The organism is Methylobacterium sp. Leaf113 (genome assembly GCF_001423325.1).
In the GTDB taxonomy this organism is placed as follows: Bacteria; Pseudomonadota; Alphaproteobacteria; order Rhizobiales; family Beijerinckiaceae; genus Methylobacterium.
Genome location: NZ_LMNJ01000051.1, coordinates 115,577 through 136,700, shown reverse-complemented (window position 1 = coordinate 136,700; position 21,124 = coordinate 115,577). Strand labels below are relative to the sequence as shown.

The 21,124-nt window shown below is 65.8% G+C and carries 21 protein-coding genes; 9 read left to right on the top strand and 12 right to left on the bottom strand.

Annotated elements, in window-relative coordinates:
* Positions 1 to 422: 422 nt before the first annotated feature.
* Positions 423 to 1,154 carry a hypothetical protein gene (locus tag ASF60_RS24815; protein ID WP_156634327.1) on the bottom strand — a complete coding sequence of 244 codons (732 nt, stop codon included), beginning with the start codon at positions 1,152 to 1,154 and terminating at the stop codon, positions 423 to 425.
* Here ASF60_RS24815 and mltG point away from each other — a divergent pair.
* From mltG to ASF60_RS20170, 4 genes are all read left to right on the top strand, one after another.
* Positions 1,153 to 2,520: an endolytic transglycosylase MltG gene (mltG, locus tag ASF60_RS20185; protein WP_056189326.1), complete on the top strand. Its 1,368-nt coding sequence runs from the start codon at positions 1,153 to 1,155 to the stop codon at positions 2,518 to 2,520. The genes ASF60_RS24815 and mltG overlap by 2 nt on opposite strands.
* Positions 2,521 to 2,810: 290 nt before the next feature.
* Positions 2,811 to 3,689 (top strand): YicC/YloC family endoribonuclease, encoded by an 879-nt coding sequence (locus ASF60_RS20180; protein ID WP_056189323.1) that lies wholly within the window; start codon positions 2,811 to 2,813, stop codon positions 3,687 to 3,689.
* 12 nt (positions 3,690 to 3,701) lie between these two features.
* Entirely contained in the window at positions 3,702 to 4,364 is a 663-nt protein-coding gene (gmk, locus tag ASF60_RS20175; RefSeq protein WP_056189318.1) for a guanylate kinase, read from the top strand.
* 114 nt (positions 4,365 to 4,478) lie between these two features.
* Positions 4,479 to 5,879 carry a dihydrolipoyl dehydrogenase gene (locus ASF60_RS20170; RefSeq protein ID WP_056189314.1) on the top strand — a complete coding sequence of 467 codons (1,401 nt, stop codon included), beginning with the start codon at positions 4,479 to 4,481 and terminating at the stop codon, positions 5,877 to 5,879.
* Positions 5,880 to 5,898: 19 nt separating this feature from the next.
* On the opposite strand, the gene ASF60_RS20165 is transcribed toward ASF60_RS20170, so the two are convergent.
* The 3 genes from ASF60_RS20165 to ASF60_RS24070 all read right to left on the bottom strand — a co-directional run bounded on the left by ASF60_RS20165 (position 5,899) and on the right by ASF60_RS24070 (position 8,378).
* Positions 5,899 to 6,819, bottom strand: a complete 921-nt coding sequence (locus tag ASF60_RS20165; protein WP_056189311.1) for an EamA family transporter — start codon at positions 6,817 to 6,819, stop codon at positions 5,899 to 5,901.
* Between the two features lie 8 nt (positions 6,820 to 6,827).
* Complete coding sequence (locus ASF60_RS20160) at positions 6,828 to 7,868, bottom strand: lysylphosphatidylglycerol synthase domain-containing protein (RefSeq protein WP_056189308.1); 1,041 nt, start codon at positions 7,866 to 7,868, stop codon at positions 6,828 to 6,830.
* Between the two features lie 132 nt (positions 7,869 to 8,000).
* On the bottom strand, positions 8,001 to 8,378 hold the full coding sequence (locus ASF60_RS24070) for a (2Fe-2S) ferredoxin domain-containing protein (protein ID WP_082508100.1): 378 nt from the start codon (positions 8,376 to 8,378) through the stop codon (positions 8,001 to 8,003).
* 240 nt (positions 8,379 to 8,618) lie between these two features.
* Between ASF60_RS24070 and ASF60_RS20155 the strand changes: the two genes are divergently transcribed.
* Positions 8,619 to 9,932 carry a capsule biosynthesis protein gene (locus ASF60_RS20155; RefSeq protein WP_056189305.1) on the top strand — a complete coding sequence of 438 codons (1,314 nt, stop codon included), beginning with the start codon at positions 8,619 to 8,621 and terminating at the stop codon, positions 9,930 to 9,932.
* A gap of 75 nt (positions 9,933 to 10,007) precedes the next feature.
* Complete coding sequence (locus ASF60_RS20150) at positions 10,008 to 10,286, top strand: hypothetical protein (RefSeq protein WP_056189303.1); 279 nt, start codon at positions 10,008 to 10,010, stop codon at positions 10,284 to 10,286.
* 42 nt (positions 10,287 to 10,328) lie between these two features.
* Here the strand turns inward: ASF60_RS20150 and flbD are convergent, their stop codons facing one another.
* From flbD to ASF60_RS24995, 8 genes are all read right to left on the bottom strand, one after another.
* Positions 10,329 to 11,696, bottom strand: a complete 1,368-nt coding sequence (gene flbD / locus ASF60_RS20145; protein ID WP_056189300.1) for a sigma-54-dependent transcriptional regulator FlbD — start codon at positions 11,694 to 11,696, stop codon at positions 10,329 to 10,331.
* A 64-nt stretch (positions 11,697 to 11,760) separates the two neighbouring features.
* Positions 11,761 to 12,105 carry a flagellar motor switch protein FliN gene (fliN, locus tag ASF60_RS20140; RefSeq protein WP_056189298.1) on the bottom strand — a complete coding sequence of 115 codons (345 nt, stop codon included), beginning with the start codon at positions 12,103 to 12,105 and terminating at the stop codon, positions 11,761 to 11,763.
* Positions 12,106 to 12,132: 27 nt separating this feature from the next.
* The gene (locus ASF60_RS20135; RefSeq protein WP_056189296.1) at positions 12,133 to 12,732 is read right to left on the bottom strand and encodes a FliH/SctL family protein; all 600 of its coding nucleotides are present in this window, start codon (positions 12,730 to 12,732) and stop codon (positions 12,133 to 12,135) included.
* Positions 12,729 to 13,790 (bottom strand): flagellar motor switch protein FliG, encoded by a 1,062-nt coding sequence (gene fliG, locus ASF60_RS20130; RefSeq protein ID WP_056189294.1) that lies wholly within the window; start codon positions 13,788 to 13,790, stop codon positions 12,729 to 12,731. The genes ASF60_RS20135 and fliG overlap by 4 nt, the downstream gene beginning before the upstream one ends.
* A gap of 54 nt (positions 13,791 to 13,844) precedes the next feature.
* Positions 13,845 to 15,446 carry a flagellar basal-body MS-ring/collar protein FliF gene (fliF, locus tag ASF60_RS20125; protein ID WP_056189692.1) on the bottom strand — a complete coding sequence of 534 codons (1,602 nt, stop codon included), beginning with the start codon at positions 15,444 to 15,446 and terminating at the stop codon, positions 13,845 to 13,847.
* 242 nt (positions 15,447 to 15,688) lie between these two features.
* Entirely contained in the window at positions 15,689 to 15,964 is a 276-nt protein-coding gene (gene sciP, locus ASF60_RS20120) for a CtrA inhibitor SciP (RefSeq protein ID WP_018044452.1), read from the bottom strand.
* A gap of 101 nt (positions 15,965 to 16,065) precedes the next feature.
* On the bottom strand, positions 16,066 to 16,740 hold the full coding sequence (locus ASF60_RS20115) for a flagellar hook assembly protein FlgD (protein ID WP_056189291.1): 675 nt from the start codon (positions 16,738 to 16,740) through the stop codon (positions 16,066 to 16,068).
* Positions 16,741 to 16,751: 11 nt separating this feature from the next.
* Positions 16,752 to 17,465: a flagellar hook-length control protein FliK gene (locus tag ASF60_RS24995; RefSeq protein WP_162241339.1), complete on the bottom strand. Its 714-nt coding sequence runs from the start codon at positions 17,463 to 17,465 to the stop codon at positions 16,752 to 16,754.
* Between the two features lie 946 nt (positions 17,466 to 18,411).
* Between ASF60_RS24995 and mnmA the strand changes: the two genes are divergently transcribed.
* The 3 genes from mnmA to ASF60_RS20095 all read left to right on the top strand — a co-directional run bounded on the left by mnmA (position 18,412) and on the right by ASF60_RS20095 (position 21,078).
* On the top strand, positions 18,412 to 19,563 hold the full coding sequence (gene mnmA / locus ASF60_RS20105) for a tRNA 2-thiouridine(34) synthase MnmA (RefSeq protein WP_056189287.1): 1,152 nt from the start codon (positions 18,412 to 18,414) through the stop codon (positions 19,561 to 19,563).
* Positions 19,564 to 19,639: 76 nt separating this feature from the next.
* Positions 19,640 to 20,293, top strand: a complete 654-nt coding sequence (locus tag ASF60_RS20100) for a class I SAM-dependent methyltransferase (RefSeq protein WP_056189284.1) — start codon at positions 19,640 to 19,642, stop codon at positions 20,291 to 20,293.
* On the top strand, positions 20,290 to 21,078 hold the full coding sequence (locus ASF60_RS20095; RefSeq protein ID WP_056189281.1) for a TVP38/TMEM64 family protein: 789 nt from the start codon (positions 20,290 to 20,292) through the stop codon (positions 21,076 to 21,078). Before ASF60_RS20100 ends, ASF60_RS20095 begins: the two co-directional genes overlap by 4 nt.
* Positions 21,079 to 21,124 lie beyond the last annotated feature (46 nt).

The following is a 21,124-nucleotide window of genomic DNA, read 5'->3' as shown; positions in this document are numbered from 1 at the left end:
GCGAAGCACCACGTTAGGCAACTGACGCTATAGCCTCGATGACGGAATCTTGGCTGGCAAATAAATATTCTGAGATACGTGTGAATCATCTGCCGCAATTCCTTGAATGGGACGACGGAAGGTCATCGCGTTTTACAGCCCTTGCGAAGCGGATTTGGAAGACAGCCCCGTCATTCCGGGGCGCCGAAGGCGAGCCCGGAATCCAGAGCCGCTTTCAGTAGAAAACCCCGCTGAACCTGTGTTTCTGGATCCCGGGTTCCGCTTACGCGGCCCCGGGATGACCGCGTTCTTGGAAGCAACTGATGAGCCAGGCGCGACGGCGAATTCAATGTTCTCCTCAGGGCCAATACTCCGAGGTGTCTGTCGCACAACCGCTCTGGCGCAAGGGTCGAGCCCAGAACCAACAGGAAGCGCCGATTCCGCTATCGGTGAAGCGACAGGATCGTACTTTGGCCTAACATCGTCGGCGCCAGGAAAACCTTCTGTTTCGGTGCAAACATTTTCAGAACAAGCACCAGAAAAATGAAGATATAAAGCACAAATCGTATTCGTTTCTGGTAGAGCGTTATGAACCTCAAGATCGGCGACAGGATCGGAGAGGCGTCGGCATAGCTCGCAAGCTTTTTTATGTTGCTTATTAAGATATAAAGGAAGCTCGCGAACCAAGCGATACCTCCGAAAGTCAGTCCAACCAACCAAAAGCCTCTTGCTTTTCCGAGCTGATCGAAAGGTATTTTCATGAGAACAGACAAAATGATAAAGAATGGGATTTGAAAGAACAGGGCAATAAGATTTCCGCGCCTCATATGAAAATCCTCGATTCGGCGCATAACATAGCCTCGGAAAGAGGAATGAATAGAAGTCTTGCGGTCGTTCAAGACAAGTGAGTGTGCCTCTGGAGCCGGTACGGGTCGAGCGCCGAGATTCTTCCCCACGGAAAACGGGCGCCCTCCCGCACTCCGCCGGCCAGGCGGCTCGCCCAGGCCGGATCGCTTCGCTGGGTCGGCGCATCCCCATTTCGCCACAAAACCCACGCAGTTCGCGCGCCAAAATGCCCGTCCCGTGCGCCAACCCACTCGACTCGGGCGCAGGGAATCCCCAAAAAATCCGGCGGCGGCCGGGGCGGGGACCTGAGGCCCGAACAGGATGTCCATGTTCTTCCGCAAACGTCAGAATCCGGCGCCAACGCCGATCCCGTCCGACGAGCCGGCCCTGCCCAACCGTTTGTCGCCGCGCAGCCCGAGCGAGGCGATCAAGCCCACCGCCGCGCCGCCGCCGCCCGACCGTCCGGTCCGTGAGCGCGGCGGCTTGCTCGCCCGCATCTCCGGCCTGCTCACCGCCTCCGTGGTGTTGGCCATCGCGGTGATGATCGGCGTGACCCTGTTCGAGCGTCAGACCAAGGAGCCGGGGCCGCTGCCCGCCGACAAGGTGGTGGTCATCCCGCCGCGCAGCGGCACCTCCGAGATCGCCGAGGCGCTGAGCCGCGAAGGCGTCATCACCCACACCGCCCTGTTCGAATGGGCCGCCCGCTTCTCCGGCAAGGCGCTCAAGGCCGGCGAGTACACCTTCAAGGCCCATGCCAGCATCGGCGAGGCCATCGACACCCTGTCCTCCGGCCGTCAGGTGCAGCACGCCATCACGTTCCCGGAGGGGCTGACCTCCGAGCAGATCGTGATGCGGCTCAACGACAACGACATCCTCACGGGCGACATCAACGAGATCCCGCCGGAAGGCTCGCTGCTGCCCGACACCTACAAGTTCGAGCGCGGCGCCACCCGCCAGCAGATCGTCAACCTGATGCGGACCAAACAGCGCGAGGTGCTCAACCAGATCTGGCTGCGCCGCTCGGCCGAGATCCCGGTGAAGACCCCGGCCGAGATGGTGACCCTGGCCTCCATCGTGGAAAAGGAGACCGGCCGGGCCGACGAGCGTCCCCGCGTCGCCGGGGTGTTCGTCAACCGCCTCAACAAGCGCATGAAGCTGCAATCGGACCCCACCATCGTGTACGGGCTGGTGGGCGGGCGCGGCACCCTCGGGCGCGGCATCCAGCGCACCGAGATCGAGCGCGCCACGCCCTACAACACCTACGTGATCGAGGGCCTGCCCCCGGGACCCATCGCCAATCCCGGGCGCGCCGCCCTGGAGGCCGTGGCCAACCCCTCGCGCACCAAGGACCTGTTCTTCGTGGCCGACGGCACCGGCGGCCACGCCTTCGCCGAGACCCTGGAAGGCCATTCGCGCAACGTCGCCCGCTGGCGCCAGGTCGAGAAGGCGCGCCAGACCCCGACCCCGGACGCGGTGGTCGACAAGGCCGACCCGCCCGGCACCCCCGCCGCCACCGTGCCCGGCGCCGCGTCGGCCTACGCCCCCGACGGCACCAACATGGCGGCGACCCCGGAGCCCGGCAGCGTCCGCCCGCGGGCCTTCGACGCCTCCGAGGGCACCCGCCTCGACCCCCTGCGCAACAAGACCTTCGACTTGAACTCGCCCAAGACCGTGCCGGTGCTGAAGCAGCCGTAGGGGTTCGGTACGCTGCTCTTGAGTCTCTTTGCGAGCCAAATAAATCGATGAACCACCCCGTCATTCCGGGGCGCCGCAGGCGAGCCCGGAATCCAGAGCCGCCGACGGTGTAAAGTCTGGCACCCGTTGTGGTTCTGGATCCCGGGCTCCGCTGCGCGGCCCCGGGATGACGAGGTGCCACCCCATGCGATGGCCCTGCCTCGGCACCCGCAGGGTCGCCCAACCACCCCCACCCTCGGTCCCTCCCCACAAGGGGGAGGGAAGGCGGTCGGTCCGACGCGGACACCACGATGATCCTCTCCAGCATGACCGGTTTCGCCCGGGCCGCCGGCACCACCGGGCCGGTGCAATGGGCCTGGGAGGTCCGCAGCGTGAACGGGCGCGGCCTCGATGTGCGCCTGCGGGTGCCGAGCGGCTACGACGCGGTCGGGGAGGTCGCCCGCACCGCCCTGCAGAAGACTTTGGCGCGTGGCCAGTGCCAACTCAACCTGACGCTGACCCGCCCCGATTCCGCCCCGCGCGTGCGCATCAACGAGGCCCTGCTGGGCCAGCTCGCCGCCGCCATCGCCCGCGTGCCGCGCCCCGAGGGGCTGGCCCCGGCCTCCCTCGACGGGCTGCTCGGCATCCGGGGCGTGATCGAATCCGACGAGGAGCCCGGCGCCGACACCGACGCCCTGGCGCACGATCTCGCCGCCGGCGTGGTCCAGCTGGTGGCCGACCTCGTCGAGGCCCGCCGGGCCGAGGGGCGGGCTTTGCGCGCCGTCATCGAGGGCCAGCTGTCCGAGATGGCCCGGCTCACCGCCGCCGCCGAGGCCTGCCCGGCCCGCAAGCCGGAAGCCGTCAAGGCGCGCCTCGCGGCCACCGTGGCGACCCTGCTGGAGGCCGGCAGCCTCGATCCCGACCGCCTGCACCAGGAGGCGGTGCTGATCGCCGCCAAGGCCGATGTCCGCGAAGAGCTCGACCGGCTCCAGGCCCATCTGGCCAGCGCGGCCGAACTCCTCGCCGCCGGCGGCGCCATCGGCCGCAAGCTCGATTTCCTGGCCCAGGAGCTGGGGCGCGAGTCCAATACCCTGTGCGCCAAGGCCAACGACGTCACGCTGTCGCGGATCGGACTCGACTTGAAGGCCGTGGTGGAGCAATTCCGGGAGCAGGTTCAGAACGTCGAGTAGGTTGGTCCCGAAATGCAGGCCTCATCGAAGGAGGGCGCGCCGTCGATCGGGCGGCGCGGGTTCATCCTCATCCTGTCGTCCCCGTCCGGCGCGGGCAAGACCACGCTGACCCGGGCGGTGGCGGCCGATCCGAAATGGGGGCTCGACCTCTCCATCTCGGTGACGACGCGCCAGCGCCGGCCCTCCGAGATCGACGGCAAGCACTACACCTTCATCGACCGCGAGGCCTTCGACGCCTTGCGCGGCGCCGACAACCTGCTCGAATGGGCCGAGGTGCACGGCAATTTCTACGGCACCCCGCGCCGCCCGGTGGAGAAGGTGCTGGGCGCCGGCCGGGACATGATCTTCGACATCGACTACCAGGGCACCCGGCAGGTGCGCTCCAAGCTCGCCGAAGACGTGGTCACGGTGTTCATCCTGCCGCCCTCGCTGGCCGAACTGCGTCACCGCCTGGAGCGCCGGGCCGAGGATTCGCCGGACACCATCGAGAAGCGCCTCGCCAACGCCCGGATGGAGATCCAGCGCTGGAGCGAATACGACTACGTCATCGTCAACGACGACCTCGACGACGCCTTCCGCTCCCTCGAGGGCATCCTCATCGCCGAGCGCCTGAAGCGCGAGCGCCGCGTCGGCCTGACCGCCTTCGTCGAAGGCCTGCTGGCCGAGCCGGACTGACGGAAGGCCGCAGCCGCGCCAGGAACGTTCGCCGCACAGGCGTGTTGGCCCGCCGCCCCGCACCGCCTCGCCCTTGCAGGGCCCAGCGGCGCCAACCTGCGAGACCCCGACGCGATGCGCGAGAGATCCTGTGACATCGCCGTGATCGGCGCCGGCACCGCCGGCCTCGCCGCCTTCCACGCCGCCCGCGCCGGCGGCGCCGACGTCGTGCTGATCGAGGCCGGCCCCGGCGGCACCACCTGCGCCCGCGTCGGCTGCATGCCGTCGAAGCTCCTGATCACCGCCGGCAACGCCGCCCATGCGGCCCGCCGGGCCGGGATTTTCGGCGTCGAGGCCGGTCCCGTCCGCATCGATGGCCCCGCCGTGATGGCCCGGGTCCGGCGCGAGCGCGATCATTTCGTCGCCGGCGTGCTTGACGGCGTCGAGGCCATCGACGCGGAGGCCCGAATCGACGGCCACGCCCGCTTCACCGGCCCCGGCACCCTGATGGTCGACGATCACACCCGCGTCGCCTACCGCGCCGCGGTCGTCGCCACCGGGTCACACCCGGCGATGCCCTCCAACCTGTGTGACCTCGACACGTTGCTGGTGAATACCGACACGGTGTTCGAACTGCCGGATCTGCCCGAATCCCTCGCCGTCCTGGGCGGCGGCGCCGTCGGAATCGAGCTGGCCCAGGCCATGGCCCGCCTCGGCGTCGCCGTCACGCTCTTCGACCCCGGCACCCACCTCGCCGCCCTGCGCGACCCCGGCCTCGCCGCCGAGGCCCGCCGGATCTTCGGCACCGAGATCACCCTGGAACTCGGCTCCGAGGTCACCGGCGGCCGCATCGACGAAGGCCGCGCCTGCCTGACCTGGACCGGCGCGGACGGCGCCGCCCACAGCGGCAGCTTCGCCCGGGTGCTCGCCGCCATCGGCCGTCCCCCGAACCTGCATCACCTCGGACTCGACCGGGCCGGCCTTACCCTCGACGCGGACGGCATGCCGGACGTCGACCCCCGCTCGCTGCTCTGCGCCGGCGCACCCATCTTCCTCGCCGGCGATGCCAACGCCGAGCGGCCGGTGCTGCACGAAGCCTCCCGCCAGGGGCACATCGCCGGCGCCAACGCAGCTCGGCTGATCGTCGACGGGGGCGGCTCCGTCGCGGCGCCCCGGCGCTGGACGAACCTCGCCATGGTGTTCACCGAGCCGCAGGCGGCCAGCGTCGGTGTTCCGTTCGATCCGGAGGACACCAACACCTTGATCGGCAACGTCGATTTCGGCGACCAGGGACGGGCCAGGATCATGGCCGAGAACGCCGGCGGTCTGCGCCTCTACGCCGACAGAACCGGCCGCCTCACGGGCGCCGAGATGCTCGGCCCATCGTGCGAACACCTCGCGCACCTGCTCGCTTTGGCGATCGAGGACGGCCTGTCGGCCCAGACCCTGCTCGACCGGCCGTTCTACCATCCCACCGTCGAAGAGGGGCTGAAGACCGCCTTGGACGATATCGTCTCGCAGACGGCTAAGCCCTGAACCGAAAGCCGGCGGTTCGTCAGACCGGTGAGACCCCGACCGCCACGCCTCTGTTCCGTCGGCGATGCCCCGTGATGGTGTTGCCGATGGAGGCCACCACGATGCACAGGATAGCGATCCATTCCGTGGGGGTGAGGCGCTCACCTAAGATCATGAAGCCTGCAAGCGACCCGACTGCGGGCTCAAGGCTGAGGAGTACGCCGAAGCTCTGCTTCGACAGACGCTGTAGCGCGACTATCTCGAGGGTGTAGGGCAGCGCGCTCGACAGGGCGGCCACCGCGAGTCCGAACCCCAGAATGGCGGGATCGAGCAGCGCCACGCCCGCACTGGCGATGCCGAAGGGCATGACGACCAGGGCCGCCATCGACATCCCGATCGCGACGGCACAGCCCCCGTGGAGATGCCCGACCCGCTGTCCGAAGACGATGTAGAGCGCCCAGCACACGGCCGCACCAAGCGCGCAGGCGACGCCGACCGGATCGAGCCCGCTCGAGAGGCCGCCGAGCGGCAGCAGCAGGCCGAGCCCCAAGATCGCACAGCCGATCCAGGCGAAGTCGATCGGCTTGCGCGAGACCACGAGCGCCAAGGCCAGCGGGCCGGAGAACTCGATGGCGATGGCAAGGCCCAGCGGGATGGTCCGGAGCGACAGGTAGAACAGCAGATTCATCGCGCCCAGCACCGTGCCGTAGAGCACCAGTGACCGGGCATCGGCGAAGCTCAGTCGCAGGCGCCACGGCCGCCACAGGAGAACCAGCATCACCGCCGACAGGCCGACGCGGAGCGTGGTGGTGCCCTCGGCACCGAGCATCGGGAACAGGCGCTTGGCGAAGGACGTGCCCACACTCAGCGAGACGATGCTGCCAAGGAGGGCACCCACCGGCAGCAGGGTCTCGGCGAGAACGCCCTGTGCTGCCATGGGCCCGCGAATGGTCGGGGACATGGCGCGCTTCAAGGCGTCGGCGGCAGGATCAGTGCGCGCCGCGCCTCCAGCGCCTGCCACAGCAGCAGGGCAGGGAGGCCGAGAACCACATCGGGAACGCGCTTGATCAGCGAAAGGGCGAGCGCGGTGCCGGCATCGATGCCGAACAGGCTGCCCAGGAGGACGAAGCCACCCTCCTGCACGCCGAGCCCGCTTGGAATGGGGAAAGCGGCGGACTTGATCGCCTGGCTTAGCGCCTCAATGACCATGACCTCGGCGAAACCGACATTCGGCACGCCGATGCACGCCAAAGCAATCCAGATCTCGACGGCGCCTAGCATCCAGGCCACGAGATGCAGAAGCACGGAGACGGCGAGCCGCCCACTCCGGTTCGCGCCCCAGATCGCATCGAGAGCGTCGTAGACGCTGCCTCCCGTCTGCTTCGTCACGCCATCTTGTCCGCGGAACGTCCTGCGCAGGCGGTCGATGGCCTTTCCTGCCACAGTCCGCGCTGCGGCGCTGCGTTGTACCAGCAGGAAAGCGGTGAGCAGCAGTGCGGTGACGCCCAGCACGCGCAAGACCCAGGTCGCGAGGCCCTGAGCCGAGTCCCCTCCAACCTGCAGCAGAAGCACTACCCCGCCCAAAGCGAAGAGCGCCTGGGTGCCCGCCTGGAACAACATATCGACCAGGATCGATCCAGCCGCGAGGGTCCCCGTCGCGCCCCAGAAGGTGAGCAGGCGGCCACCGACGACATCACCTCCGATCGAGGCGACCGGCAGCAGCACGTTGATACCCTCGCGGACGAATCTCAACAGGACGAAGGCGCCGGTCTTTGCTTGTCCGAGACCGGCGATGCCCCGCAGGATCTGGGCCCAGGCCAGCCCGCACAGGAGGATGATGACCACGCGAACCAGCACGATGCTCACGAGACCCACCGCTCCCACGCGCCCGAAGGCGTCTGTGACGGACCCGAGATCGTTTGTTGCGATCAGCCAGACCCCGAGTCCAAGTCCCAGCAGGGTTCCAACGAGGGGTAGGCGACGCACCACGCTACGGCCGAGACTTGTCATTCGCGAGTCTCCTGCGGGCGAAAGTGCTTCCGCAGATGACGGCTCAGGCATGAGGTCGGTCAAGTGTCGTCCGCTCCAAGCCATACTTCCCCGGGGCCGCAATGCAGGTGACGAAACTCGCCCAACCTGAATCTACCGACCCGAATTCGATCGATCCGCCCCCAGCGCTCGGCGGACTTTGGGGACGAAATCGGGGAACAGTGCATCAACCGATTCAGCTGCCGAGGCGGTTGGATCGAGAAGATTAATCCGCTGTTTTACCAAGCTCCCCGTCGTCGCGACAGCCATCAACCGTTTTGGACAGGGACCAAGGCAGCCGGTTTCGACGATGCGGAGCTTGCCAACCGTGGTTCGACCCTTCAGCTCACGCTTCAGAAGTTTCCGTAACGAACCCTTTTTCAAACTCTGACGCTTGACGCATTTGCTGCAGACCAGAACCAACTCCGAAAATCCGGCCCTGGCCAAGCGTAACCGTACCGGGTGCGCTTCCACCTCATTCTTGCTGTTCATTCACCCACCGGTTTATCGAGCGATCGAGGTCTACTGGTACCGTCACCGAGGGTGCAACGGATGATGGGGCGCCTTAAAAAGGGCCGAAAACCGCAACATGCCAAAACACAACGGCAGAGTGTCGAGAGGGCTCCGAAGGCGTGACCATATGCATCGTCGTCTGGCTTCGTCAGGATGACTGCCCTTGATGGGAAGTCCACAGCTAGCCCGCATCGAGCCGAGTTCCGGGAACCTAGAAGCATGAGCGTCGACGAGGTCAAGCAGAGGGACCGGGTGCGCGGGGTCATCGACGTCGCACTGAATTCGGTACCGGATCTGCGGCGCGACGCAGAAACCGTCGCTCCGGTCACGCCAAGCCGCGTCCCGGCCCTATTGAAACGGGCACAGGAGCAGCTCGACTGGCGGCGCCTGCCTGGGATTCGCCCTCCATCGGCAACGCCGAAGAACCTGATAGGCGGTCTCCTCCGTCAATTCGGTTTTTTCGTTCTTCTGCCGACAGCCATCGCAGGGCTCTATCTTTTCGTTTTCGCCTCGGATCAGTACATCGCCACCGCCCAGTTTGCCGTGCGCGGCAATGTCGAGCCGATGGACGAAAGCCCGGGCGGGCAATTCTCCGACTTGATGATGAAGCATAACAGCCAGGATAGCTTCATCATCCGAGATTACATCGATAGCCAAGCAATCGTTTCAAAGGCGGAGCAGCATCTCAAAGTCTCGGAGATGTTCTCTCGGAGCATTGCAGATTTCTGGGAACGCTACCGGCCGGGGCAACCGATCGAGGAGTTGGTCAAGTACTGGCGCCACCATGTGACGACACGGATCGAGGTGCTATCCGGCATCATCACCTTGAACGTACGTGCCTTCACGCCCGAGGACGCTCTGACCATCAATCGCGAAGTGGTGGCGCGCAGCGAAGCCCTGATCAACGACATATCGCGGCGCGCTCAAGGTGACATGGTCAAGCATGCCGAGATCGAAGCGGCGAAGGCGCAGGAGCGGCTGCGCAACGCCCATCTGGCTCTCCAGGTCTTCCGAAACCGCTGGGGGATTATCGATCCCGCCAAGGCGGCAGAATCGACGCTGACCACGATCGCGTTGCTGCGCAAGGATCGGATCAAGGCCGAGTCCGACCTCGTTGTGCTGCGCGGCTCAAACCTCGACGAGAAATCGCGCAGCATTCAGAATCTGGTTTCCGGCATCAGCGCTTTGGATCAGCAGATCAAGAAACTGACCGACCAACTCACCACCGAGGGGTTGTCCGGCTCGGATCCGAGCACGAACATGACGCGCGCGTTGCTGGAATACGAGGGCCTGCAGGTCGAGCGCACCATCGCGACGAAGCTCAATGAATCTGCGAACCTGATGGTCGATCGGGCCAGAATCGCTGCCGGCAAGCAGCAGATCTACCTAGCGACATTCGTCGAGCCCTCTTTGCCGACCTACTCTGAGTATCCGCAGCGTGGGTACAGCCTGATGGTGGTGTTCTTCGGCTTCCTGGTCGTCTGGAGTTCACTGGCGTTGATCCTGGCCGGTATCAACGACCAACGCCTCTGACGCCGCCCCAGCGGCGTTGGTATGGACCTGCCGCAACCGCCAGTTTTTCCAAGCCATGGGGTTCCTTCAGACCGTATGTCGGACTTCAACGATCTCATTGCCCGGGCGGTCAATCCCGCGATGTCCCGCTCGGAACGCGAGGCAGTCTACAGCGTCGTCAAAGAGGCGGTCGAGCGTCTCCAGGCGCGGGACGGCCTCACTGCGGACGATCCCCGGACTGCCCTTCAGCAGCATCTGGTCCAGGAGACGATCCGCGATGTCGAGGCCGAAATCGCGCGCTTCGTCGCCTTGGAAAAGTTGGAGCGCGCCCATGCCGTCCAGATGGCGTCCGAGCAGGCTTACGGTGATCGCTGAGCGCGACCGTGCGGTAAGCAGTGCATTCCGCTGGAAGATCGATCAGCCGTAGGCGGCGACAGCCCTGACGTTGCCGGGTTCTGCAACCGCCATGCCGGCATCGACGTACTCGTTGAGCTTGTTGCGCAGCGTCCGGATCGAGATACCCAAAATGGTCGCAGCATGCGTCCGGTTGCCGAGACAGTGATCCAGGGTATCGAGAATCAGATCGCGCTCCACCTGGGCCACAGTCTGTCCAACGAGACCGCGGGTCGCAGCCTCGGCCACTCGGGCTGCCCGCTCGGCCGGACCTGCAGAGACCGGCGCGATACTGTCCCCTTCGGGGGTTAGAATCGCATCGTGACCGATCTCGGATCCAGACGCGAGCAGCACGGCTCGATGAAGAGTATTCTCGAGTTCGCGCACGTTGCCGCGCCAAGGATTGGCCCGGACGAGGCTCTGCGCCGCCTGACTGAGCGGGCGCATCGGCAGTCCATTCACGTCGGCGTATTTTCGAGCGAAGTGAGCGGCGAGTTCAAGGATATCGGCCGGGCGTTCCCTTAGGGCCGGTAGGCGGAGATGTACGACGTTCAGCCGGTAGTACAGATCCTCGCGGAATGTGCCCTTGCGGACCTCTTCCACCAAATTGCGATTGGAGGTCGCAAGGACGCGGATGTCGACTTTCACCGGTGCGGTTCCACCGACCCGATCGATCACGCGCTCCTGGAGGGCGCGCAGCAGTTTCGACTGCAGGCGCACATCCATCTCGGAGATTTCGTCGAGCAGCAACGTTCCGCCGTTGGCTTCCTCAAATCGGCCGATTCGACGCGCGATGGCGCCCGTGAACGCCCCTTTCTCGTGGCCGAACAACTCGGATTCGAGCAGTGCTTCCGGAATGGCTGCGCAATTGACGGAGACGAACGGGCGGTTGGCCCGGTTCGACTTTCCGTGGACGTGGCGGGCCAACACCTCCTTGCCGGTGCCGCTTTCGCCGGTGATCAGCACCGACGCTTCGGAGCGAGCCACCTGCTCGGCGAGTTTGACCACCTTCTCCATGGACGCGTCGCGCCACACAAAGGCACGGCCATCTTCGGATACCGCCTGGAGCACTGCCGCGATCATGTCGGGGTCGGGAGGCAGGGGAATGTACTCGCGAGCCCCAGCTTGGATCGCCGCAACGGCGGCCTTGGCATCGGTGGCGACACCGCAGGCGATGACTGGCGTGCGGATACGCTCGTCGGTCAACGCGGTGACAAGATCGCGGATCGCCAAGCCGACATCGATCATGATGAGGTCGGCGCCCTTGGAGCGGAGAACGGCCAGGCCCTGCGTCAGGCTCTCGGCGTTGGTCACGGACGCACCGCGGTTCATGGCGATCTTCGACGCCGTGATCAGTTCGCTGTTCAGGCGTCCGATGATGAGAAGCCGCATGGCCCATGGTCTCCGTCAGATTTGGCTTCGCGCGGGTGCGCGGCGGCCGGAAAGGTGAGAAGGTTCAGTGATCGCTCTTGATAATCTCGGTCATCGTAACGCCAAGTCGGTCTTCGACGAGGACGACCTCACCACGCGCCACGAGGCGATTGTTCACGAAAATGTCGATGGCTTCGCCGACCTTTCGGTCGAGTTCCAGCACGGCGCCGGGTTGGAGTCGGAGCAGATCTCCGATCGGCATGCGGGAGGATCCGAGAACCGCGGAGACGACCACTGGCACGTCGAAGACCTGCTCCAGGTCCGCAGCGCTCTTCGGGGTCGTTGGGGCCTCGCGGATCGACTCGGTCCCGAGCCCGTCGAAGGACGCATCGCCGCTATTGAGTTGGGGAAGGCTGAAATCGTCGGACATGCTGGCTCTTCCTGATCCGGTGTCGGGTTAGGCGGGGATGCCAATGGCGGAGAGCACGGCGGCCTCGATGCGGGCGCGGTCTCTCACCACACCACCATCGGCCCATTCCATGCGCGCGTCGCCCGGTGCGAGATCGGGCTCGCCGAGCACGACGAGACGGCCCTCGAAGCCGCGCTCGCGCGCCAGTCTCTTCACAAGAGCCTCAGAGTCATCGACGAGACTCTCGTGAACCCGGACCACTAGGTGAGGCACGCCGCGCAGGTGCTGGAGCGCGGCGCGGGCGGCGTCGCCGATTGCCGCTAGGGGCTGAGCATCAAGGGCCTCGCCGGCGATCTTGCGGGCAAGGGCGACCGCGAAGTCCATCGCTTCGTCCTCACGCGACAGGTCACGTGCATCCGATTGCCCGATCAGGCCGGCGGCTGCGAGCCCCAGTCGGGTGATCGCGTCCGACAGGCGCGCCTGGATCTGCTGTTCGGCCATGGCCTGCCCTTCGCGAAGTCCGCGCGCATAGCCCTCGGCCTCGGCGCGCGCGACGGTCTCCGCCAGAGCGGCCGCCTCCTTGACGGTGGCAGGGTTGTCCGGGCGGGGACGGAAATCGGTGTCGAAGAGGAAGCGACGTGCGTTCAATAGACCAGTTCCTCCTCACCGCTCGACTTGGCGATCATGATCTCGCCCTTCTCCGCCAATTCCTTGGCGAGTTCGGTCATCTTGGCCTGCGCCTCATCCACGTCCTTAAGCCGGATCGGGCCGAGCGAACCCATCTCGTCGGTGATGTTCTTCGCCGCACGGGTGGACATGTTTTTGAGGAAGAAAGTGCGCACCCGCTCGTCGGCCCCCTTGAGGGCCCGGCACAGCGTCTCGTTATCGACCTTGCGCAGGAGGGTCTGAACGCTTCCGGCATCGAGCTTGAGCAGATCCTCGAAGGTGAACATCAGCTGGCGAATCTTCTTGGCCGACCCGCGATTGGCCTGGTCGAGGGCCGTCAGGAAGCGACCCTCGGTCTGGCGGTCGAACGCGTTGAACACGTCGGCCATCAGCTCGTGCGCGTCTCGACGGGTGGTCTGCGCGATCGTCGAGACAAATTCGACGCGAAGGGTTTCCTCGATGTGCCGCAGCGCCTCCTTCTGCACCGTTTCCATGCGGAGCATCCGGTTGAGAACGTCGATGGCGAATTCCTCGGGCAGAATGGTCAGAACCTTGGCGGCGTAGTCGGAGCGCACCTTCGAAAGGACGACCGCGACGGTCTGCGGGTACTCGTTCCGTAGGAAAGAGGCGAGGATTTCGGGGTCGATCTGCGTGAGGCTTGCCCAGACCCGCTTCCCCGAAGCGCCCTTGATCTCTGCCATGATCGCCGAGACCTGCTCGGTCGGAAAAATCTTCAGAAGCAGCGATTCGGTGCGCTCGAAATTCGACGTGATTCCGCCGCCGGAGGACAGACGCGAGACGAAGTCGACGATGAGCTTCTCGACGGTCTCGGCCTCCAGCGAGCCGAGCTGCACCATGGCGTGCGAGACGAGCTTGACCTCGTCCTCGTCGAGCATCTGCCAGATCGGTGCGCCTTCGCTTTCCCCCAGCAAAAGCAGAAGAGCAGCGGCGCGCTGAGCCCCGGTCATGCCCGGGAAGCCGCCGCCGTTACCGCTGCCGAGCTTGGCGAGTTCCGCCTGAAGGTTCAGTCCCGAGGCCATAGCCTCACCTCCTCACCGGGTGATGCAGGGAATGGTTTCCAGCCGCAATCGACATCAGGTCTCGTGGATCCAGTTGCGGAGCACTTCCACGGTCTCGCTCGGGCTGGCGCGAACCATGTCGACGACACGCTGGACCGTCTCAGCCTGTACCTTGCCGTTCAACTGCGCAAAATCGACGAGCCGCGCAGTGGTATTCTCGGGCGGCACCATCAGAGCTTCGGCGACCGCGGCTCCGGCGCCCGACGCGATCGCGATCTGGATCGGCTCCGAGGCCAGGACCTTCTTCAGCAGGGGGCGCACGACCGCCATCAGGACAATCAGCGTCAGCATGCTGAGAACAGCCAGCTCGACGATCCGCATGATCTCCTCTTTGGACGGGGATAGCAGCGACTGAACCAAGCTTGGCTCGGCGAACTCAACCTGTGTCGGGGTCTCTGCAAACCGAAGGTTCATCACCTCCACCTGATCGCCGCGGGCTTTGTCGTAGCCGATGGCCGACCGGACCAGGGCAGCGATGCGATCGACCTCATCGGCCGGGCGCGGCTGGTAGACCGGCTTGCCATCCGATCCCGGGACGTAGGCTCCGTCGACCACCACCGCAACCGAGAGCCGCTTGACCCTTCCGCCCTCGGCAATCTCGGTTTTGGTGACGCGGGAGATCTCGTAGTTCGTGGTCTCCTCATTCTTGTTCGTAGAATCTTTCGGGGTCGGAGCCGGCCCCGGCTGATTGGCACCGGGAAGCTCGTTGCCCACCGTGACCGCGCCTTCGGAGCCACTCGTGATCGAAATCTCGCTGCGTGTCTGGGTAGAGCGCATCACGCGGCTCTCGGGATCGAAGCTTTCCGAACGACTTTCGATCCGGTTGAGGTCGAGTTCGGCGCTGACCTGGATGCGAGCGCGGCCGGCCCCGACGATTCCGGCGACGATCTCCTCAATCTGCGAGCGCAGGCGGCGCTCGATGCCGACCTGCTTCTCCTCCATGCCGGCACCGGCATCGGCCTCGGTGCCGCGTGCACCGTCGGCCAGAAGACGCCCGCGCTCGTCGACGATGGACACGCGTTCCGGCTTCAGGCCCTCCACCGCAGAGGCCACGAGGTGGCGGATAGCCCGGACTTGGGAGGGGTCGAGATCTCCCATCAGCTTGAGGACGATGGCGGCGCTCGGTGTTTCACGATCGCGCTCAAACAGGCGACGCTCGGGGATCACGAGGTGAACACGGGCGGCCTGGACCCGAGCGATGGCCCGAATAGAGCGGGACAGCTCGCCTTCCAGGGCCCGAAGGTGGTTCACGTTCTGAACGAAGTTGGTGGACGAGAAGGCATCGCCCTTATCGAAGATCTCGTAGCCGACGCCGGCGGCGCCCGGAAGGCCCTTACCGGCGAGGTCCATGCGCAGGCGGGGAAGGTCGGCGCGGGGCGCCAGGATGGTCTGACCGGCGTCGCCGCGGGTTTCGTATTTGATGCCGCGTGCGTCGAGGTCACGGATCACGGCCGAAGAGTCCGACATCGACAGGTCGGCGAAGAGCACGCCCATGTCGGGCTTGGAGACGCGCAGGATCACGAAGGCGAAGAAACCGATCAGCGTCATCGTGACGGCGGCCATGGCGGCGAGACGCGCCGGGCCTAACTTGGTCACGAGGTCGAGGACCGGTTTCACGAAGCGACGTACCCACACGAGACGCGGCACCGGACTCCCGGCACCTACTAGGCAAAATTTGCCTGGGTCGTGGTTACCGCGAAGTTAACGTTCCGTGAGGAAGGACGGGTGGTCCTATGATGGAGGACAGGTAGTCCTATAGAGGTCCCCAGAGACGCGAAAGCCGCGCCCGGATGAGGAGACGCGGCTTCCGGGTTCGGATAAGACAGACGGGATTGACGCAAATCCCGGCAGTCGGCGACTCAGTGACGGTAGTGCTGGATGCGCGTCGTGCGCAGGCCGGCCAAACCGTGTTGATCGATGGAGAATTGCCAGCTCAGGAACTCCTCGGTGGTGAGGGTGTAGCGCTGGCAGGCCTCCTCAAGGCTGAGCAATCCGCCTCTCACGGCGGCGACCACTTCGGCCTTGCGACGGATGACCCATCGCCGCGTGGTGGTCGGCGGAAGGTCCGCAATGGTTAACGGACTTCCATCAGGCCCGATCACGTACTTCACTCTCGGGCGGCTTGGTTCGGTCATGATACGCTCTACAACTCGACTGACCTGTCGAGATTGGAAGCTACTTGTGGCCGCTTAAGATATCTTGAAGCGGATCGCTCGCATTGGATTCGCCTGGTTCGTCATGTGGACAACTTCGCGCCGATGTCCTGAACCGCCGACACCGGGACCTTCGATTTGCCGACGAGAAGCACCGGTTCGGACCCGCTGAGATCGATGCTCGACACCGTTCCCTTGACCTTGGTGTCGACCACGATCTTGGTGCCGGTGACGTCGACCGCATCCACTTTGATCGAGTAGGTTCCGTTCGGCGAGGTGAACCCGCTCGACGAGCGCCCATCCCAGGTGAAGGACTGGGCGCCCTCCGCGAGGGCCTTGGTCTGAGTCGCCACCACGTTGCCCTTGGCGTCGCTGATCGTCATCGTGGCCTGCTTGGCGGCCCGTTGGGGCGTCAGCGTCCATTGGGCGGCACCGTCCTTGAGCGTGGTGGTCTTACCGTCCGCCGTGATCGTCTGGCCGATGAAGCCGGTCGCCGACGCCGCGCTCGATGACTTGGCGTTGGTGAGGATCGCGTCGAGCCGGTCGTTCGACTTCAGCTGCTGCTCGACGCCGGCATATTGCACCAGCTGTTGGGTGAACTGGTTGGTGTCCATCGGGTCGAGGGGGTTCTGGTTCTTGAGCTGCGTCGTCAGCAGCGTCAGGAACTGGGTGAAATTGCCCGCCAGTTCCTGCTGTGAGGTCTTGGTGGTGCCTTTCGCGTTCGCCGCGCTGGCGGCGCCTGTGATGCCTGAAGCCATGGTTCGGTTCCTCAGATACGGATGTCGATGCCGAGGAGGGCGCCGTAGCGGCGCATCGGAACGGCGGTGAGGGATGGGATGACGTCGGAGGCGTGGGAGCCGGCGCGCGCAGAGCCGTGCCGGTCCGAGGCGCCCCCGTCGGCGCCGGAGCCGTTCGACTGTCCGCTGGCGGCTCCATCGCCCCTCAGGGACAGGTTGATGCTTCCGTCGCCCGCGCTGAGACCGGCCTGGGCCAGCGCCTGCTGGAGATTGGCGGCATCGCGCTGGAGCAGCGCCAGGGTTTCCGGCCGATCGACGACAAGGTGGGCCTGAACCGCCCCGGTCGCCTTGTCGATGTCGAGGTTCACGTCGATGCGGCCGAGATCCTTCGGGTCGAGGCGGATTTCGAATTGATTGCTGCCGGCCAGGGATCGCAGGCCGATTGTCATCGGGACTGCGCCGAGAGGCACCGGTGCCGAGGCCTGGGCACTCGCCGGATTCTGGGCCGTCGGCTCCGCGCCTTTGGCAGCGGCGGGAGCGGGGTTCACCACGGAAGAGGGCGCCAAGTCGGTCCGTGCCGTCGCATCCGGAGCGGGGCCCAGAGCCTCGGCAAAGGCGCCCTCGGCCTTGGCGAAAGGCTGGTCGCCAGCCTCCGAGCCGTCATTTCCCGCGGCTACCTTCAGAGCCGGCAATCCGGCGGGGGCTGACGCGTCCGGATTCACCACAGGCGTCGTGCGGGCCTCCACCGAACCGGCAATATCGTCACCGGCCTTCGAAAGATCACTCGGCTTCCCAGACCCGCTCTGGGCTGCACCTGCGCCTAGGGCTGCAGCCACCTGCATTGCAGGCGGAGGAGCAACGGCCGGCGCAAGAACCATCTGCGCCGCGCCCAGCACCGCTTCCTTCGTCTCGTCTTCGGAGGCCCTACCATCCTCGGGGATCGCCTTGCCGTCGTCAGAGGCCGCATCCGCGTTGGATGTTTCGTCCGATGATCCGGCTGCCCCTGGGGGGGGCGTACCCACCGTTTCGGCAGTTTCCTGGCGGTCAGCGGTGGACACCCGGTCCCGAACCTGCGGGGCAGCGGCCCGCTGGCGCGCCTCCGGGGTCGACCGAGCGCTCTTCGCCCTTTCAGCCCTCTCGGCCTTTGCCGCGTCGTCCTGCTTTGCATCATGCCGGTCCTGCGCCGCTCGACGTGCGGCATCGGCGCGGTCCGACGCCACTCGGTCATTCCGAGTCGCCGCCGCCGCGTAGTCGACCCGGGGTCGCGGTGCCGCCGAACGCAGGTTGGACGAAGCGTCGCGGGACGCCGCGTCCGATGCCTCGATGCGGAAGCTGGCAAGGTTTGCCCCCGGCGACGGAACCGTTCCGGTCGGGGCTGGCCGCCGCGCCAGGGAACTCCGGTCGATTGGCGAGACAGGCATGGGTCGCTTACTCCTCGGCTCCGACAGAGCAAGGCGCAGGCCAGGAAATTTTTGATCTAAGAGACTGTGATTGATTGGGAATTTTGATCGACTGTCGAGCTGATGGAAACGCGGGTCGGCAATTTCTGCCTGAGGGCCGGCAGCTTTCACCCCTCTGAGGGCCTACCCTTGCCTTGTCCCGCTTGACCTATCTCCCTGGAACTCCCGGGCGAGGATCGCTATAGACTCACGCGCGGGACCGGACCGGTCCTCACCGGCAAACCCTGGCGCGATGAATTCCCTCGATCTTCCCAAGGCTCCGCACGAGACGCGCGTCGTCGTCGCCATGTCCGGCGGCGTCGATTCCTCCGTCGTGGCCGGTCTCCTGAAGCGGCAGGGCTACGACGTCGTCGGCATCACGCTTCAGCTCTACGATCATGGCGCCGCCACCCATCGGAAAGGCGCCTGCTGCGCCGGCCAGGACATCCATGATGCCCGCCGCGTGGCAGAGGCTCTTGAGATCCCGCATTATGTTCTCGACTACGAGGACCGTTTCCGCGAATCCGTGATCGATCGCTTTGCCGAAAGCTACCTCGCCGGGGAGACGCCGATCCCCTGCGTCGAGTGCAATCGCTCGATCAAGTTCCGCGATTTGTTACGCACTGCCCGCGACCTGGAAGCCGATTGCCTCGCGACCGGGCATTACGTGGCGAGCCGCCCGGAGGCTTCCGGTGGCCGCGGCCTCTACCGCGCCCTCGATCCGGCGCGGGACCAGAGCTACTTCCTCTACGCCACCACGGCGGAGCAACTCGACTTCCTCCGTTTCCCCCTGGGGGAACTGCCGAAGGACGAGACCCGGCGCCTCGCCCGTGACCTTGGCCTTGCGGTCGCCGAAAAAGCTGACAGTCAGGACATCTGCTTCGTTCCGCAGGGACGCTACGCCGATGTGATCGCCCGGCTGCGGCCGGACGCGGCCCGCGCCGGCGAGATCGTCGATCTCGGAGGGCAGGTGCTCGGCCGGCACGAGGGCATCATCCACTACACCGTCGGCCAGCGACGGGGCCTGCGCCTCGCGGTCGGCGAACCGCTCTACGTCATTCGCCTCGAGCCCGACAGCGCCCGTGTTGTGGTCGGTCCACGCTCGGCCCTGGCCACCAGCCGAATTCGGATCACCGACCTGAACTGGCTCGGCGGCGACGAAGCTTTCGAGGGCCTGCCCGTGGCGGTGCGGGTGCGCTCCACCCGCGAACCCCGCCCGGCGCTTCTCACCCGTGATCCCACCGACCATTCGGCCGAGATCGTCCTGGCGACGCCCGAGGACGGCGTCTCGCCCGGACAGGCCTGCGTGATCTACGCCGACGACGGCCCACGCGCCCGCGTCCTCGGCGGTGGCACCATTCGGCGTATCGACGCGTTGGCGACCGGCACGGCCCAAGCCGCCTGAGCGAGAGCCGCGTGATCATAAGCCCCGCCATCGGCGCGGGCGAACCCCGATCCCCTAACAGGACGACGAGACTGACATGCTGAGCGAGCCGCGGGAGGCTGGTCCGAGCACCGCCCTGATGCGCAAGGCCTATGCCCGCTGGGCACCGGTCTACGATGTCATCTACGACAAGCTGACGGAGCCGGCGGCGCGCGACGCGGTGAACGCGGCGGTGGCTTGCGGTCCACGCATCCTGGAGGCGGGCGTCGGTACCGGCCTGTCCCTCGGCTATTACCCGCCCACCAGCTTCGTCTGCGGCGTCGACCTGTCCGAGGACATGCTGAAGCGGGCGCGCGCCAAGGTGCTGCGTCGCAGCCTGCGCCACGTGCACGGGCTCCAGGTGATGGATGTGTGCCGCCTCGGCTACGCCGACAAATCCTTCGACGCGGTGGTGGCGCAATTCCTCATCACCCTCGTGCCGGACCCTGAGGCGGCGCTTTCCGAGTTTCTGCGCGTGGTCCGGCCCGGTGGCGAGATCGTGCTGGCCAACCATTTCGGCCAGACCGCCGGTCCGGTGGCCAAGGTCGAGGAGATCGTGGCCCCGCTCTGCACCAAGATCGGCTGGTCCTCGGCGTTCAAATCGACTCGGATCGAAGCCTGGGCTCGAGCCAATGGCGTCGAATTCATCGGTGTCTCGCCGACCTTCCCCGGCGGATTTTTCAAGATCCTCCGGATGCGCAAGCCCGGGTGAGCGAGCCGCTCGCCCGCCCACCGGCATCGACGCGGACGAAACGTCTCTTCCGCTGGATACCGTTGCTGCTCCTCGTCGGTGCCTCTCTCGCCGTTCTTGTCTCGGGTGCTTCGCATCTCCTCAGCCTCGATCGGCTGCTCGCCTCGCGCGCCTGGCTCAACGCGTGGGTGGCGGAAGATCCATTCCGCGCGATGGTGGCGGCCTACTGCGTCTATGTCGGCGCGGTCGTGGTCTCCGTGCCCGCCTCGCTGTTCCTGACGATGCTGTGCGGATTTCTCTTCGGCATCGTGCCGGGCGCGCTCATCGCCCTGGCCGCCGCCACCACCGGGGCCGCCATCGTCTTTACCATCGGGCGCGGACCCGCTTCCGATCTGCTACTACGGCGGGCCGGCCCACGTCTCGCCAGCTTGGCGGCGGGATTTCGCGAGGACGCTTTCGGCTACATCGCCTTCTTGCGGCTGCTGCCGATCTTTCCGTTCTGGATGACCAATCTGGCACCGGCCGCCTTCGGCGTGAAGCGCAGCACCTTCGTGCTGGCGACCCTTGTGGGCCTGCTGCCCGGCGCCTTCATCTATGCCTCGACCGGAGCGGCCATCGAGGATGTCGTCGCCGTCCATGAGACGGCGAAGACCGCCTGCCTCGCGGCGCAGGGGCTTGATTGCGACAATGCCCTCACGCTGCGAGCCCTTGTCACTCCCAAGATGGTCGCCGGTCTGGCCGCCTTGGCCGCCTTCGCCCTCGTCTCGGTAGTCCTACGACGCCGACTGACCCGTCGTCAGCCTTAATTTCTGATCGAATTTAGCCATGTACCTGATCTAAAGAGTTCGGGAG